General features: G+C 67.5%; 13 protein-coding genes. 5 read left to right on the forward strand and 8 right to left on the reverse strand.

Annotated features, from left to right (window positions below):
• Window positions 1–34: 34 nt before the first annotated feature.
• From CEK65_RS01675 to CEK65_RS01690, 4 genes are all read right to left on the reverse strand, one after another.
• A complete protein-coding gene (locus tag CEK65_RS01675) occupies window positions 35–1,564 on the reverse strand; it encodes a tryptophan halogenase family protein (RefSeq protein WP_152180564.1) in 1,530 nt (509 codons plus the stop codon).
• Between the two features lie 13 nt (window positions 1,565–1,577).
• Window positions 1,578–2,579 (reverse strand): cupin-like domain-containing protein, encoded by a 1,002-nt coding sequence (locus CEK65_RS01680; RefSeq protein ID WP_152180565.1) that lies wholly within the window; start codon window positions 2,577–2,579, stop codon window positions 1,578–1,580.
• Window positions 2,580–2,599: 20 nt separating this feature from the next.
• A complete protein-coding gene (locus CEK65_RS01685; RefSeq protein WP_193314660.1) occupies window positions 2,600–3,358 on the reverse strand; it encodes a SapC family protein in 759 nt (252 codons plus the stop codon).
• A 95-nt stretch (window positions 3,359–3,453) separates the two neighbouring features.
• Window positions 3,454–6,588, reverse strand: a complete 3,135-nt coding sequence (locus tag CEK65_RS01690) for a TonB-dependent receptor (protein WP_152180567.1) — start codon at window positions 6,586–6,588, stop codon at window positions 3,454–3,456.
• Window positions 6,589–6,990: 402 nt separating this feature from the next.
• On the opposite strand from CEK65_RS01690, the gene CEK65_RS01695 reads away from it, so the two are divergent.
• From CEK65_RS01695 to CEK65_RS01725, 4 genes are all read left to right on the forward strand, one after another.
• Complete coding sequence (locus tag CEK65_RS01695) at window positions 6,991–7,968, forward strand: LacI family DNA-binding transcriptional regulator (RefSeq protein ID WP_255424473.1); 978 nt, start codon at window positions 6,991–6,993, stop codon at window positions 7,966–7,968.
• A 1,063-nt stretch (window positions 7,969–9,031) separates the two neighbouring features.
• A complete protein-coding gene (locus CEK65_RS01715; protein WP_152180571.1) occupies window positions 9,032–9,850 on the forward strand; it encodes a L,D-transpeptidase family protein in 819 nt (272 codons plus the stop codon).
• Window positions 9,847–11,142, forward strand: coding sequence for an APC family permease (locus CEK65_RS01720; RefSeq protein ID WP_017908671.1), 1,296 nt, complete (start codon window positions 9,847–9,849; stop codon window positions 11,140–11,142). Before CEK65_RS01715 ends, CEK65_RS01720 begins: the two co-directional genes overlap by 4 nt.
• An 87-nt stretch (window positions 11,143–11,229) precedes the next feature.
• Window positions 11,230–11,727 carry a hypothetical protein gene (locus CEK65_RS01725; protein ID WP_017916322.1) on the forward strand — a complete coding sequence of 166 codons (498 nt, stop codon included), beginning with the start codon at window positions 11,230–11,232 and terminating at the stop codon, window positions 11,725–11,727.
• A 120-nt stretch (window positions 11,728–11,847) separates the two neighbouring features.
• Here CEK65_RS01725 and CEK65_RS01730 read toward each other — a convergent pair whose 3' ends face one another.
• On the reverse strand, window positions 11,848–12,354 hold the full coding sequence (locus CEK65_RS01730; RefSeq protein WP_017912909.1) for a hypothetical protein: 507 nt from the start codon (window positions 12,352–12,354) through the stop codon (window positions 11,848–11,850).
• 169 nt (window positions 12,355–12,523) lie between these two features.
• Here CEK65_RS01730 and CEK65_RS01735 point away from each other — a divergent pair, with 169 nt between their 5' ends.
• Window positions 12,524–12,835 (forward strand): hypothetical protein, encoded by a 312-nt coding sequence (locus CEK65_RS01735; protein ID WP_017908674.1) that lies wholly within the window; start codon window positions 12,524–12,526, stop codon window positions 12,833–12,835.
• Between the two features lie 85 nt (window positions 12,836–12,920).
• On the opposite strand, the gene CEK65_RS01740 is transcribed toward CEK65_RS01735, so the two are convergent.
• From CEK65_RS01740 to yiaA, 3 genes are all read right to left on the reverse strand, one after another.
• Complete coding sequence (locus CEK65_RS01740; protein WP_152180572.1) at window positions 12,921–13,247, reverse strand: hypothetical protein; 327 nt, start codon at window positions 13,245–13,247, stop codon at window positions 12,921–12,923.
• A 205-nt stretch (window positions 13,248–13,452) separates the two neighbouring features.
• On the reverse strand, window positions 13,453–14,595 hold the full coding sequence (locus tag CEK65_RS01745) for a PQQ-dependent sugar dehydrogenase (RefSeq protein ID WP_193314661.1): 1,143 nt from the start codon (window positions 14,593–14,595) through the stop codon (window positions 13,453–13,455).
• 135 nt (window positions 14,596–14,730) lie between these two features.
• Window positions 14,731–15,174 (reverse strand): inner membrane protein YiaA, encoded by a 444-nt coding sequence (gene yiaA / locus CEK65_RS01750; protein ID WP_043094380.1) that lies wholly within the window; start codon window positions 15,172–15,174, stop codon window positions 14,731–14,733.
• Window positions 15,175–15,460 lie beyond the last annotated feature (286 nt).

Raw genomic sequence — 15,460 nt, forward strand, 5'->3', positions numbered from 1 at the left:
GCGCTATCATTTTTGGACGACAGCGTGTGTGCCGTTACGCCAGGGATACGCTCCGCTGCCAGACGTCCGGGGTCGCCTTGCAGTAGCGTTCGATGAACTCCGCCTGCGACGGCATCGCCGCGCTGGCCTGCTGCAGCGGCTGCCGGATCCGCGTCAGCAGCGTGCGCAGGTCGGCATCGCCGATGGCGGCGGCCAGCGGATGCGGCGGTCCCGGCTGGATGCCCTGCCCCAGCAACACGCTGGTCCAGGAGTCCACGCGGAACAGTTCGCCCGGGTCCTGCCAGGCGTGCGCCCGCTCGCGCCAGGCGCGCAGCCGAATAGCCAGCGACTCGGGCAGCGCCATCTCGCGGCAGGCTTTCCACATCGGCTCGTCGCGCTGGGTGGCGTGGTAATGCAGGATGATGAAATCGCGTACGTGTTCCATCTCCTGGCGGCTGACCGTGTTGTACAGCTCCACAAGCGCCGGGCTGATGCCGTCGTGAGGAAACAACTGGATCAAGCGCACCACCGCGCTGATGGTCAGGTGGATGCTGGTCGATTCCAGCGGCTCGATGAAGCCGCTGGCCAGGCCCAGCGCCACCACGTTCCTGTTCCACGCCTGCAACCTGCGCCCGCTGCGGAACGGCACCAGCCACGGGTCGCGCAGCGGCGGGCCGTCGACGTCGCGCAGCAGCTTGGCGTGCGCCTCGTCGTCGGACATGTGCCGACTGGAGAACACCAGCCCGCAGCCGACCCGGTGCTGCAGGGCGATATGCCAACGCCACCCAGCCTCGTGCGCAATGGCACGGGTATACGGCACCGGCGGCGCGACCGCCTCGGTCTGCACCGCGACGGCGCGATCGCTGGGCAACCACTCGCGCCAGTCCTCGTAGCCGGTGTGCAGGGTCTGCTCGGTCAGCAGGCCACGGAAGCCGGTGCAGTCGATGAACAGATCGCCCTCGATCACCTGCCCGTCTTCCAGCAGCAGCGACGCGACCGAACCGTCGTGCGCATGTTGCCGCACCTCGCGGATCTGCCCTTCCACCCGGCGCAGGCCGTAGCCTTCGGCCTTCTTGCGCAGGAACTTCGCGTAGAGCGCGGCATCGAAGTGATAGGCGTAGTTGACCTGCGGCTGCGTCTCCAGCGAGAACCGGTCCGCACGCGAGGCCACGCTCTCCAGGCAGAAATCGCCCAGGTCCGACGGCATGCCGCGGCGCAGGCTGTCCAGCCAGAAATGATGGAACGGCGTGGCCCAGGTGCCCTGCCCGATCGTGCCGAACGGATGGATGAAACGATCGCCCGGACGGCGCCAATGTTCGAACGAGATCGACAGCTTGAACGTGCCGGCCACGGCGCGCAGGAACTCCTGCTCGTCGATCTGCAGGAAGCGGTGGAAGGTGCGGATCGGCGGCACGGTCGACTCGCCGACGCCCACGGTGCCGATCTGCTCGGACTCCACCAGGGTGATGTCCAGGCGATCGCGGAACTGGTGCGCCAGCGCGCAGCCGGCCAGCCAGCCCGCGGTGCCGCCGCCGGCGATGACGAGCTTGCGGATGCGTCCGTCCGTTGTGGTGGCAAGGTTCAAGGTGATGCTCCCATCAGCGATTCAGCCGCGCCAGCAACTGCGCGCGCGTGCGGCGCGCCCGTGCCTCGTCGAACGGGGCCAGTTCGCCCCGCGCGGCCTCGGGCAGATGCTGTCCTGCACATTCGCCGGGGCCGAACACGTAGTAGTCGAAGAGCTTGGCCCAGGCCTGCTTCTCGCGCGCCGGCAGATCGCGCAACGCCCACATCGCGTGCTGCAACGCCGTCAGCGGCGAGGGGAGGAAGGCCGGCGCACTGCGCCACCAGTAGTTCACCAGCACGTTGAACGGCGCGAGGCTGCGTACGTGGTGCCACCACATGCTGGGGATGAACAGCGCATCGCCCGGCTCCAGCTCGACGTGCCGCGCGCTGGCCAGCGCATCGCGGAAACGCGGATAACGCGCGAAGTCGGGGCGGTCGACATCCACCACGCTGACCACCTGGCCGCCTGGTGTCGGCTCCAGCGGCCCCGGATACAGGTTGTCGATCTGCTCCGGCGGAAACAGGGTGACGCGGCGCCGGCCCACGGCACAGCAGGCCAGGTTGTCCGGCGTGTCGAAATGGCAGGACGCGGTCACCCGGTTGCCGATCCAGATGCTCGGCGGCGCATCGATGCCCTGCCCGGCCAGGCCGGCGTCGTTGGCCTGCGCGAAGCCGGGCAGCGCCAGCGCGATCGGCAGCGACGCGACATAGTACGTGGGCGGCCGCGGATCCTCGAAGGTGGCGGCGATCGCCTCCAGCACCTGCGTGAGCGTTCCGCGGCGGACCTCGAAATTCAACGCGGTGAACTCGGCGTTGTAGAACGGGCGTCCCTCGATCCCGGGTTCGCCGAAGGAATACGGCACCGGCACGCCCGCATCGAACCCGCGCAGGTAGGCCATTGCGTCCTGCGTGGAACGCAGCCCGGCCTGCACCAGTCCCCAGTCGCGCGCGATGCCGCGTAACACCACCGGCTCCCCGGCCGCCACCAGCGCCTGCAGTGGCAATGCAGTGGGTTGCACGCCTTCCAGTGTCCGCATGGCTGCGCCGTCCGGCACGCTCAGTTCCTGCCTGCCGCGCCGGCGGCATCCTGCAGGCGCAGGCGTCGCTGCTTCTCGGCGATCAGGCGGCGCATGTTGTGCAGCGAGGCCAGCATCAGATACGCGCCTTCCAGATAGCCGGCGCGGTTGAGCGCGGCCAGCGCGACGCCATCCAGTTGGGCCAGGCGCTCACGGTCGATCGCATGCAGGCCGTTGACGCCCACCCGATGCTGCGCATCGAGCTGCACGTCGAGCGCCACCGGCTGGATCAAGCCGTGTGCATCGAGCGCGGCGAACATGTCCGCACCGAAGGCACTGCCCTCGTGGATGCCGCGCAGCACCGTGGCGATGTGGTCGAGATAGGGCGTGTTGCCGCCCTGCGGCAGGAACACCGGCTCGCCCTGCATCGCCGTCACCCGCGGATGCTCTATGTCCACGTGCAGCACCGCGTCCTGGGTCAGCACGCCATCGATGCGCTGCTCCTGGAAGCCGATCAGGAACGGCCCCTTGGCCGCCGCTCCAGGGAGATAGGAGGCCATCCAGCGCCGGTCCTGCAGGAACAGGTTCTCATGCTGCTCGAACCCCAGCAGCGCCACCGACTGCCAGGTGCCGTCAGCTGGATCCTTGCGCAGGAAGATCGGATATTCCCGCTGCAGCTCGGCGTACTCGCTGGGGTAGGCCGGCAGCATGCCCACCGCGTCGCCGAACTCCGGACCGAAGTCGGTGGCCACGCGCAGGTCGCAATGGGCGATGTTGTTGAGCATCTCGTAACGCGGCATGGTGGTGCGCACTCCCCTCTGGAGTCCGGCACGGGGCGCCGCCGCAATCGCAGCGGCGCCCGTGGCGACATGCGAAGAGAACCTCTCCGCCTTGTTCAGAACTTATAGCGAACGCCCAGCATATAACGCGGACTCTGGTCGGCCAGCTTCACGATCATCTGCGAGGTGCGCGAGCGCCAGCGCACGTCCTCGCCGGTCAGGTTGATCGCTTCCAGGCCGAACGACCAGTTGTCGTTCAACGTGTAGTTCACGCTGAGATCCCACTGTTCGTAGGGTTCCACATAGTACGGGTTGCGGCTGGTGCCCTGGTTGGCCAGGATCAGGTACTGGTCGCGCCAGTTCCAGGCCAGGCGCACCGACCAGCCGTACTTCTCGTACATCAGCACCGCGTTGGCGGTGTCGCTCAGGCCGGTGAGCGCGAACTGGTCGATGCCCGGGTCGCCACCGTTGTCGTAGCCGACGTCGCCCTTGACGATGGTGTAGTTGGCAAGGATGCCGAACCCGGTGTCGCCGAGGAAGTACTGCCCGCCGAGCTCCCAGCCGTGCAGCTTGGCCTGGTTCTGGTTGATCGGACGGTTGACGTTGAACTCGTACAGCGGATCGTCGGCCTCGCCGTAGAGATCGTAGGCCGCTTCGGTCGCCAGCACCTGCGCGCCGGTGCCGTTGTAGGCGGCCAGGCCGGCCGGGTTGTTGCGCAGCAGGGCCAGCGCGGTGAACAGCGAGGTGTCGTTGGCCGAGCAGGCCGCCGCATTGGCCGGGCCGACCTGGGCGAGGCAGGCACCGCTGGTGAGGAACGCCAGCGCCGACTTCGCGTCCGGACCCGAGGTGGGATCGCGCAGGCCGTACAGATTCTCCTGCACGACGGTGTTGCCGATGAAGTTGTTGACCGACTTGTTCCAGTACGTCACCGACAGGTAGCTCGCATCGGCGAAGTACCACTCCAGCGCCAGGTCGAGGTTGTCGGACTCCAGCGGCTTCAGCGACGGATTCTGCGCCGTGCCGCTGGCCCGCGAGGACGGATCGATCAGCACCGAGCCGAACGGTTGCTGTGCCCCGGGGCCGGCATACAGATTGCCGATCGGCGCGCGCGCGATGCTCTTGCCGAAGGAGACGCGGCCTTTCAGCGTATCGGTGAGGTCGATGCTGAAATCCAGGTTGGGCAGGATGTAGCTGTACGTGGTCTTCTCGCTGAACGGCTGCTGCTCGTTGGACAGCACCACGCGGAAGTCGTTGTTGGACTGCCACTCGATCGCCTCGGGCGTGGCGATGATCGAGGTCGACACCACGTCGGTGGTTTCGTAGCGCACGCCAAGCCGTGTATTGGTGCGCCGACCGGCCAGCTCGCCATCCAGTTCCACCTGGAAGTACGCCGAGCGGGTCTTCTCCTCCACGAAGTTGTCGGCGGCGCGCTGCGGGCTCACGCCCAGGCCGACGCCGTACTGGCTGGCCGCCCATTCCGCCAGCCGGCCCGCATCGCCGCGCCACGCCGGCCAACTCGTCCCGCTGTAGTCATGGAACAGGCCGATGATGTTGACCGGCTGCATCAGGTTCATCAGGCCGCCGGCGGTATCGCGGTCGACGTTGGCCACGCCCCAGTCGCCCAGCGTGGAGTACGCCTCGGCGGCCTGGATGCGGTGCGTGGTCGACTTGTTGGTGTCCACGCCGAACTGGAAGCGGCCCTGGTCGAAGCTCCATTCGCCGTCGACGCGCGCCTGCTTGATCTGGCTGATCTGGCTCTGCGAGTTGACCCGCAGCACCTGCGAACCGATCTCGCCGGGCACGAAGCCCGGATTGACCACGCCATTGGCCTTGGCCGCGGCAGCGGCGTCGCTCGGATACCAGACCTGGGTGCCGATCGGCAGGCCATTGTTGAAGTTCAGCTCCTGCACCCAGGAGCCGCCGCAGTGCGGCCCGGTGGTGCAGTTGTTGGTGCCGGCGATGCTCATAAACAGCGAGCCGCCACCGGTCAACGGATCGTTGGGACGGCTTTCGTTCTTCGAGTCGTGCGCGTCGAAGCTGAGCTTGAGCCGGTCGGTCACGTTCCACACCGCATTCAGGCCGAGCGAGCCCAGCTTGTACTTCTGCATGCTGCGCTGCTGCTCAAGGCCGAAATCCTTGGTGCCGGCGATCTCGCGGATGTAGGTCGGCACCGCCACCGCGCCGCTGGTATCGAACGTCACATCGGTGTAGTTGCTGTTCTGCAGCCACATGCCCTGCTCGCCACGATTCTCGGTGATCTCGTTGGTCGAGTAGGTGTAGTCCAGGGTCAGCGTCAGGCTGTCGGTGGGTGCGAACTGCAGCACCGCCTGGCCGTTGACGCGCTCGCGTTCGAACTCGGAGAACGCATAGCGCAGGTCGTTCGGGCGGGCGTACAGCGCGCCGATCTGCGGCGCATTGACCACGGTCGGATTGCCGGGCATCGAGCCCGTCCACGGCTGCACGTTCCAATAGTTCTCGGTGGCCTGCACCGAGCCGCCCTTGCGCTTCTGGTAGCTCGCGCTCACGCCGACGCCGAAGGTCTTGTCCGGATTGCTGTAGCTGAAGATGCCCGACAGTTCCGGGGTGATGTCGTTGTCGAACGGCTGGCTGCGGTCGGAGACGGCCTTGGCGCCGGCACTGGCGACGATGCCCTGGTGGTCGAACGGGCGCGCGGTCAGGATGTTGATGGTGGCGCCGATGCCGCCGCTGGGCATGTTGGCCTGGCTGGTCTTGTAGACCTCGATGCCATTGATCGCCTCGGCGGCGAGCTGGGCGAAGTTGAAGGCGCGGGTACCGCCATCGACGCCGCCGATGGCGACCTGGCCGGCAGCGCCGAACGCATCGGCGCCCGGCATCTGCCGCCCGTTGAGCGTCACCATGTTGAACTGCGGGCCGAAGCCGCGCGCGGTGACCTGCGCGCCTTCGCCATCGCGCCGTTCGATGGAGATGCCGGTGATGCGCTGCAGCGACTCGGCCAGGTTGGTATCGGGGAACTTGCCGATGTCTTCGGCACTGATGGCATCCACCACGCCCGCGGCGTCGCGCTTGATGTCCATCGCCTGGCTGAGGCTGTTGCGCAGGCCGGTGACCTGGACCGTGTCCAGCTGCGTCGGGCTGCTCTGCGCCTGTTGCTCTGCCGCCGGCGGCGTCTGCGTCGACGCGTCCTGTGCGAATGCGGGATTGATGACCAGGACGCCACCGACGAAGGTGAACATGGCCCTGGATTTGAACTTCGCCAGCGTGCGGCTCATGGACGAGCCCCCAGGTCTGGGCTACGACGAAACATAGAAGCGCTCATGACTCTCCCCTCTGACATGCGATCGATGGATGTACCGCCCCTCCCCTAAGAGGCACGCACGGGCGATGCCCGTCTTCCACGCCGAACATCGCAGCGCGCTCTGCGGTCGCTGCGACTCAAAACTCCGTTTCAGGATTGCCAGACGACGCGCGATAAAGGCTCCCCCGAGCCCGACTGCCGCTGATTGATAGCGCTATCATCGCGTCACGGCGCAGACTACGCATCCGGGACATCGCTTGTCATCATGCGTCGCAACAAAGGACGGCATTCCTTGAAGAACACCCCCAAAACGACGCGTCGAAGAGGGAACGCCATCACCATCGACGACGTCGCGGCGCATGCGGGCGTCTCGCCGATGACCGTCTCGCGCGTCACCCACGGTCACGCCGGCGTGCGCGAGAGCACGCGCGAACGGGTGATGCGCAGCGTGCGCGCACTGGACTATCGGCCCAACCCGGCCGCCAGCGCGCTCGCCGCCGCGCAGCACACCTGCATCGCGTTGATCTACACCAACCCCAGCTCCAGCTATCTGCGCGAACTGCTGGTCGGCGCGCTGCGTGGTTCGACCCGCGTGGCGGCGCAACTGGTGATCGCGACCTGGGACGGACTGGGTCCGCGGGCACGCCGCGAGGCCGCACGCACGCTCTGCAGCAGCGTGGCAGGGGTGATTCTCCCCGCGCCCTTGTGCGAATCGAAAGCCATCGTCGCCGTGTTCGTCGACGCCGGGATTCCCGTCGTCTCCATTGCGTCGAGCCGTTTCAGCGACAGGCTGTCCTGCGTGCACATCGACGACCGCCGCGCCAGCCATGACATGGTGTCGCACCTGATCGCGCACGGGCATACCCGCATCGGCTACATCACCGGCGACCCGAACCAGACCGCGAGTGCGCACCGCTGGCAGGGTTATCGGGATGCCCTCGCCGATGCGGGCATCGACTACGACGCCGCGCTCGTGCAGCCGGGCGACTTCACCTATCGCGCCGGACTCGAGGCCGCCGAGCGGCTGTTGGCCCTGCAGCCGCGCCCCACTGCGATTTTCGCGAGCAACGACGACATGGCCTCGGCGGTGGTGTCGGTGGCACATCGTCGCCGCCTGAAGGTGCCGCAGGATCTGTCGGTGGTGGGGTTCGACGACACGTCGGCATCGACGATGGTGTGGCCGGAGCTGACCACCATCCATCAGCCGGTGGCGGACATGACCGATGCGGCCATCGATCTGTTGTTGCGGGAGATCCGGCAGGGGGTCGGTTCGGGGCGTACCTGCGTCAATCATGTGGTGCCGCATCGGCTGGTCGCACGCGATTCCGTCTCGGGGCCGCTGCTGGGTCGCTAGCTTCCTATCGTCGGGCGCGGACTGGGGGGAGAACGTCGAGGAACGTCCGTGCCTCATGCGCGTCGCACAACTGCACCGTCAGCGAGTACTGCTGTTGCTGTTGCTGTTGCTGTTGCAGTGGCTTTGGCTTTTGACTTGCCGGGTCCCCTTCCGAAGCGGCGGCCATCGCGGGGAAAAACCCCGAAGGGGCGGCGCACATGGACGTGCGCCGTCCGCGGCAGGGGCAGGATGCCCCTTCCGCGGATCCCCGTGATGGACGCGGACCCGGAGCGCGTTAGCGCGGAGGGCGCGAGGCAGGGTGTGCTTTCTTTTGGTTACTTTTCTTTGCACAAGCAAAGAAAAGTAACTCGCCGCCAGGCGAAAGCTTTGCTCTTGAAGATGCTGCCGCCGTAGCTGAATTACAGGAGCGGCTTCAGCCGCGACAGACACAACAGACACAACGGACTCTCGCTGTCGCGGCTGAAGCCGCTCTTACAGATCTTCTCGTTCGACAGACAGACTTCAAGCAACGGCAGCAGCAACAGCAAAGGCTTTAAAGGCTTTCGCCCTTTCGGGCGAGTTACTTTTCTTTGCTCGCGCAAAGAAAAGGTAACCAAAAGAAAGCGCGCCCTGCCTACGCGCCCTCCGCGCTGCGCGCTCCGGGTCCGCGAACCAGACGGGATCCGCGGAAGGGGCATCCTGCCCCTGCCGCGGACGGCGCACGTCCATGTGCGCCGCCCTTCGGGTTTTTCCCGCCTGGTTCGCCGCTTCGGAAGGGAACCCGGCAAGTCAAAAGCCAGAACAACAGCAACAACAGAAGCAAGAGCAGGAGCAACAGCGACAGCAACGGCAACGGCAACGGCAACGGCAACGGCAACGGCAACGAGCATCTTGCTCGGTGCGGAAACAGGCAATCGAAAAAACCAGACCGACGGCGACGCGTTGCCAACGCCTAGTTCCCCGCCACCCACCGCATCGGCCAAGTCGTCGACAGGATCGCCGCACCAGCGCGCGCCATCCGCCTCGCAACTGCGCTACCTTGCACCCAAAGCGCCCTCGCGCCCAAGCCGCCCCCGGAGATCACATGCCCCTGCTCCATCGGTCCCCTGCCGCGCCACAACACACCAGCCGCCACCGCGCCTGGCGCATCGGCCTGGCCCTGCTGTGCGCCCTCATCGCCGCGCCCGGCATGGCCGCCGACAACGCCGCCGTGCCTGCGCTGCAGCGCGCGCAGCAACTGATTCTGGTGCTGGCGCCGGACTGGGACAGCCCGCAGGGGCAGCTGCAGGCGTTCGAGCGCGACGCGCAGGGGTGGCGCGCGCATGGCAAGGCCTTCGACGTGAGCCTCGGCCGCCACGGCAGCGCCTGGGGCCTGGGCCTGCATCCGGCACAAGACGACGGCCCGCAGAAACGCGAAGGCGATGGCCGCAGCCCGGCCGGCGTGTTCACCATCGGCGAAGCCTTCGGCTATGCGCCGCGCATCGACAGCGCCATGCCCTACCAGGCGATGCAGCAGAGCAACTACTGCATCGATGTGCCCGGATCGCCGCTGTACAACCAGATCGTCGATGCCGACAAGGTCGGCAAGGACGCGGTCGCCGGGTCCACCGAACCGATGCGCCTGGACCTGCAACACGCCGGCGATCAGCGCTACCGCGAAGGCTTCGTGATCCAGCACAACGCGCAGGCCGCGCCGGGCGCCGGCAGCTGCATCTTCGCCCACCTGTGGCGCGCGCCCGGCGCGCCCACCGCCGGCTGCACCGCGATGCAGCCGGCCGACATGCAGCGGTTGCTGGCGTGGTTGCGGCCGTCCGCCGCGCCGCTGTTCGTGCTGCTGCCGCGTGATGCCTACCGGCGCCTGCAGGCCGACTGGGCGCTGCCGGCCGTGGAGCCGGCGTCGTGAGCCAGGCGCCCGCACCCGGGCTGGTCCGCGCGGTCAGCCGCTGGCAGATCGTCGGGTTGTCGATCAACGACGTGATCGGCAGCGGCATCTACCTGCTGCCGGCCGCCACCGCCGCCCTGCTCGGGCCGTTGAGCCTGTGGGCGGTGTTGCTGGCCGGTGTGGCGGTGGCGCTGCTGGTGCTGTGTTACGCGCAGGCGGCCAGTTACTTCGACGAACCCGGCGGCAGCTATCTGTATGCGCGCGAGGCGTTCGGCCGTTTCGCCGGCTTCGAGATCGGCTGGATGATCTGGCTGACCCGGATCAGTTCGGCAGCGGCGCTGAGCAACGGGCTGGCCGATGCGGTGGTGCGCTTCTGGCCGGCCGCGGCCGGGGGCGGCGCGCGCCTGGCCATCGTGATCGGCTCGCTCGGCCTGCTCACCGCGATCAACGTGATCGGGGTGAAGTCGGCCGCGCGCACCGGCGTGGCGCTGGTGATCGGCAAGCTGGTGCCGCTGCTGCTGTTCGTGGCGATCGGCGTGTTCTACGTGGACTGGTCGTGGGCGTTCTCGGGCAAGACCCCGGACCCGCACGATGTCGGCAACCTCGGCGAGGCGGCGTTGCTGCTGCTGTTCGCGTACGCCGGCTTCGAGAACATCCCGGCCGCCGCGGGCGAGTACCGCAATCCGCGCCGCGACGTGCCGTTCGCGCTAATCACCATGATCGTCACCGTCACTCTGATCTACGCCGCGGTGCAGGTGGTGGCGCAGGGCACGCTGCCCAACGTGGCGCAATCGGCGACGCCGCTGGCCGACGCGGCCAGCGGCTTCGGCGGCGAGGCGCTGGCGCTGATCCTCACCGTCGGCGCCACCATCTCCATCCTCGGCACCACCAGCAACACGGTGATGCTGGGGCCGCGCTTCCTGTTCGCGCTGGCCAAGGACGGCTACGGCCCGGCGTTCCTGGCGCGGGTGCATCCGCGCTTCCGCACGCCGGCCGCGGCGATCCTGCTGCAAGGCGTGCTGTCGCTGGCGCTGGCGCTGTCCGGCTCGTTCGTGCAACTGGCGCTGCTGTCGATGGTCACCCGCCTGTTCGCCTACATCGGCACCGCCGCGGCGGTGCTGGTGCTGGCACGGCGCTATCGCGACCGGCCCGGCGCGCTGCGGCTGCCGGGCGGGCCGCTGATTCCGCTGGCGGCGCTGTTGCTGGCGCTGGCATTGTTGCTCAGCGCCAGCTGGCAGAACCTGGCCGCCGCGGGCGTGGCGTTGCTGGTGGGCGCGCTGTTCTATCGGTTCCCGCGCAAGGACGCGGCATGAACGCCTTCACGCCGCCTTGCGCGCAGGTCACGCGCGGATAACCGCGGCGCCCGGACGCTGGACGCCCACCAGCGAGAGCCGCCCGCCATGAAACGACGCCGCGTCTACAGCGCTCCGGATCTGCCCACCGCCACCCGCGCACTGCAGGCCGCGCGCGGTGCCGGTGTCGACAACGACGACCTGTCGCTGGTCGCACGCGGCGACATCGAGCTGGACGCCATCCCCGACGACCGCAAGGAAGGCAAGACCGACACCGTGCCGGCCGCGGCGCGCGGCGCCCTGGGCGGCGGTGCGGCCGGACTGCTGGCCGGGCTGGCGGCGATCGCGGTGCCGCCACTGGGCATCACCCTGGCCGGTGCCGGGGTCATGGCCATCGCCGGCGCCCTGGTCGGCAGTTGGTCCTCGGCCCTGGTCGGGTCCACCGTGCCCGACCCGGTGCGGCGCAACTTCGAAGAGGAAATCGAGGCCGGACGCATCCTGGTGGTGATCGAAGGCGAGCCGGAGCTACTGGACGCCGCCGACGCGCCGCTGCGCGCGGCCGGCACCACGGCCTTGCCTTACGAAGCGGCGGCTGCCGCGCACTGACATCACGCCAGCTAGGCCAGGCCTGGCGCGAGACGCTCTCCGTTGCGCAGTTCCGTACTGACGCGGTTGCACGGCCCGAAGGCCCGCCGCCATGGCGTCGTCATCGGCAGGCGCGTTTCGTCAAGCGGCTGGCGTCAGCGACCGCATGCGCACCAACAGACCCGCGGCGTACACCAGCCCGTAGGCGATCAGCGCCGCGGCGATGCTCATGGTCAGCGGACTGGCGTTCTGCAGGGTTTCCGCGCTGCCGCCGGCGAACGCCCCGCTGGCCCAGCGCCAGGCCAGGCGCCCGAGCAACAGCACGCTCAGCGCGGCGCCGATCCACGGATTGGGCGTATACCAGCGCGCGCCGTCCTGCAGTTCGATGCGCGTGTGGTGCAGGGCGAAGCCGCCCAGCGCGGCCCCGCCCACCGCCCCCAACCCCATGCCCAGGCGCACGGTGGGCAGGTGCACGGCCAGCCACGCCAGCAAGGCCGCAACCAGCAATAGGAATACCAACCGCACGCCCGTGCGCCGCGGCTGCCAGGGCTGGCGGCCGAAGTAGCGGCGGATGCGTCGGTAATACAGCCAGCCGACGCCGGCCGTGGCCAGGTACGGGGTCAACAAGGCGATGCCGTTGGCGGCCATGGGATTTGCCGGAAGAGAGGGGCGTAGCGGCGGATCGTAAGCCACCCTGAGCGTCGGCGCAGCCTGCCAGAAGGCATGAATGTTTCATATCGCGATCACGCCGCGCAGGGGCGGGTTTAACGCCGGCGTGGCTAGCGTGAAGCACATTCATCGCCCACGGAGAACCATCATGAGCGTTCCGTATCAGATCCCCGGCCGTGCGCCCAACGACGAGGACCGCAACAGCGTCTCGCAGTACTGGCGCGATCGTTTCGCCGACGAGCCCTATTACAGCGAAGGCGAGCGCTTCGAGGACTACGAGCCCGCCTACCACGCCGGCCACGAGGCGCGCATCCGCGACTTCAACCGCGCCTACGAGCAGGTGGAAGCGGAGTTGCACCGCGACTGGGACAACAACAAGGGCTCGCAGACGCTGAGCTGGAGCAAGGCCCGCCACGCCGTGCGCCGCGCCTGGGAGCGTGCCGGCAATCACCAGGAGTGAATCAGACAACGTCGCTTGGCGGCATATTGCCGCCGAGGACGCCGCGAGTCACGCCGCGCCTTGCGGTCTACGCGACGATCCTGCGTCATCCTCCCCTGAACAAGCCTGCATTGACCCCCAAGTAAAACGCGATGTTCGCGCACATCAAGCCAACGGAAGCTACAGAACTCCAGTAGCCAATCCGCCACTCTTCCTTGGCAGCGGACTTTCGCAGAATATAAAGAGAAGCAAAGGTGAGTCCGACAATTGCCGACAGAAACGCGATCTGCCGATCTGGCGCGATGCGGATTGGCAATGGGCGGCAGCAGACAACCTCAGCGATATCCCTGAATGCAAAAAACGTCACCCAGCTAAACATGGCTAGAAGCAAAGCGGAGCAAACGAGAATCGTCAGTGCAACGCAGTTGATCAAGACGGCGTTCCTGGATGCAGCCATCTAAACCTCAGTTTCTGAGCGCGCGGGGTCGAGGCGCTCTCCCACAAATCGTGTTGTCAGGCGGCAGCAATATACTTTCCGCCACGCATTCTTCAGCCTTCGCAAGAGCATGGAACTTTACTGCTTCCAGGCATGAACGAGTGCCAGGCAGCGACGCAACCGTCGCTGCCTGGCGAGTGCGTCAACTCTCCAGCGGCTGCAACTTCAGCAACCGCCCACCGGCGCCATCCTCCAGCAGCCACAGCGCGCCATCCGGCCCCTGCTCCACCTCGCGGATGCGCTTGCCCATGTCGTAGCGCGCCGCCTCGCGTGCGGTCTCGCCGTTGAACTCGATCCGCACCAGCGACTGCGAGGACAGGCCGCCGATGAAGCCGTTGCCGCGCCACTGCGGGAAGCGGCTGCCGTTGTAGATGACGAAGCCGGCCGGCGAGATCACCGGCGTCCAGCTCACCTTGGGCGCGGCGAATTCCGGGCGCGTGCTGTGATCGGGAATCGGGCGTCCATCGTAGTGGTCGCCATTGGACACGATCGGGTAGCCGTAATTGGCGCCGCGCTGGATCAGGTTCAGCTCGTCGCCGCCGGCCGGGCCCATTTCGTGTTCCCACAACCGGCCGTTGGCGTCGAAGGCCAGGCCGAGCACGTTGCGGTGGCCCAGCGACCACACCTGCGCTGCGACGCCACCGCGGTTGGCGAACGGATTGTCGGCCGGCACGCTGCCGTCGTCGTTGAGGCGCACGATCTTGCCCAGGTTGCCGCTCATGTCCTGCGCCGGATCGAACTTCTGCCGCTCGCTGGAACTGATCCACAGCTTGCCGTCCGGGCCGAACGCCAGCCGATGGCCGAAGTGGCCGTTGCCGGACACCTTGGGCTGCTGCCGCCAGATCACCTGCTGTTGGGACAGGCTGCCGCCGCCGTTGTTGTCGAGCGTCAGCTTGGCGCGCATCACCGCTGCGCCGCGGGTATCGCCGCTGCCGGGTTCGGCGTAGCTCAGGTAGACCCAGCCGTTCTTGGCGAAGCCCGGATGCGGCAACACGTCGCCGAGACCGCCCTGGCCGCCGTACGCCACGGTGGGGACGCCGCTGACCGTGCTGGTATGGCCGCTGACCGGATCGATGCGCTTGAGCGTGCCGCCTTTCTCGCTGACCAAGGCGGTGCCGTCGGGCAGGAAGCTCATCGCCCACGGTTCGTTGAAGGTGGCGACCGGGGTCGCCGAGAACGGCCAGTCGCCGCGCCGCTCGGCCGCCGTGTGGGCAGGGGCGGCGTGCGCCGCAGAGATCGCCAGGCCCATGGCCAGCGCGCAAGCCAAACCCAGAGGAGTTCGCATGACGTGCACCTATCGGTTGGGGTCGAATCCCGAACCTAGCAGAGCCCGCGTGCACGGCAAGCATGCCGCGGCCAAGCCGTGGTCGCGGTCACGACGGCAGCGGTCTGCGCGCCCGGGGCAGCGCGCCAGACCGGATCATTCCAGCGGAGGCGGCAGCGTCTGCCCGACGTGGCGCTTGCCGCCTTGACCGGCCCCCACCGCATCGCGGGTGTTCTTCTGCACCGCCACTGCACCGAACAGGCTAAGCGCGAAGGCCATGGCATAGAAGCCTTTCTCGCTCAGCAACAAGGTTGCATTGAACAGACCGACTGCCAACAGCACCAGCGCCGCGATCACCGAGAACCAGCAGATCGAGTAATACAACGCGCTCACCGGAATGTCCTCGACGCGGTCGCGCACGCTCTTTTGCAGCGAGACCGCGGAAAACAGGCCGAACAGCAGGACCGTGAAGTAATACCCCTTCTCGTTCAACATCATTTCGGCATTCCACAAGCCGATCAGGAACCCGCCCGTGCCCAGCAGCAACGCCCCCCAGGAGGCAGCGATAAAGGCGGCGGAGGTCTTGGGCGCAGCTTGCATGAGAAATTCCTTGTGATGAGGGAAGACCAGGATCGGCGCATGAGCGAGGCGCAGCGCGCATCCCGACAACGCAACCTGAATGCATAAGGTAGAGGAAAGCGGCGAGTTACGCACCCGATCACAGTGGATGCTGCGCCGCCCCGCCGTAGACGCCTGCAGCAGGCCGCATCGGAACGCTTCCGCAGATGCAGGCGGCGTCACGCCGCGTCCTGCATGGAAGGCCGGGAACGCAGGCCGCAGGCAGGAAGCCGACGCGACAAGTACACGCGCCCGCACCCACAACAGG

The sequence above is a fragment of the Xanthomonas sp. LMG 12459 genome (assembly GCF_009192905.1).
GTDB classification, from domain to species: Bacteria; Pseudomonadota; Gammaproteobacteria; order Xanthomonadales; family Xanthomonadaceae; genus Xanthomonas_A; species Xanthomonas_A sontii.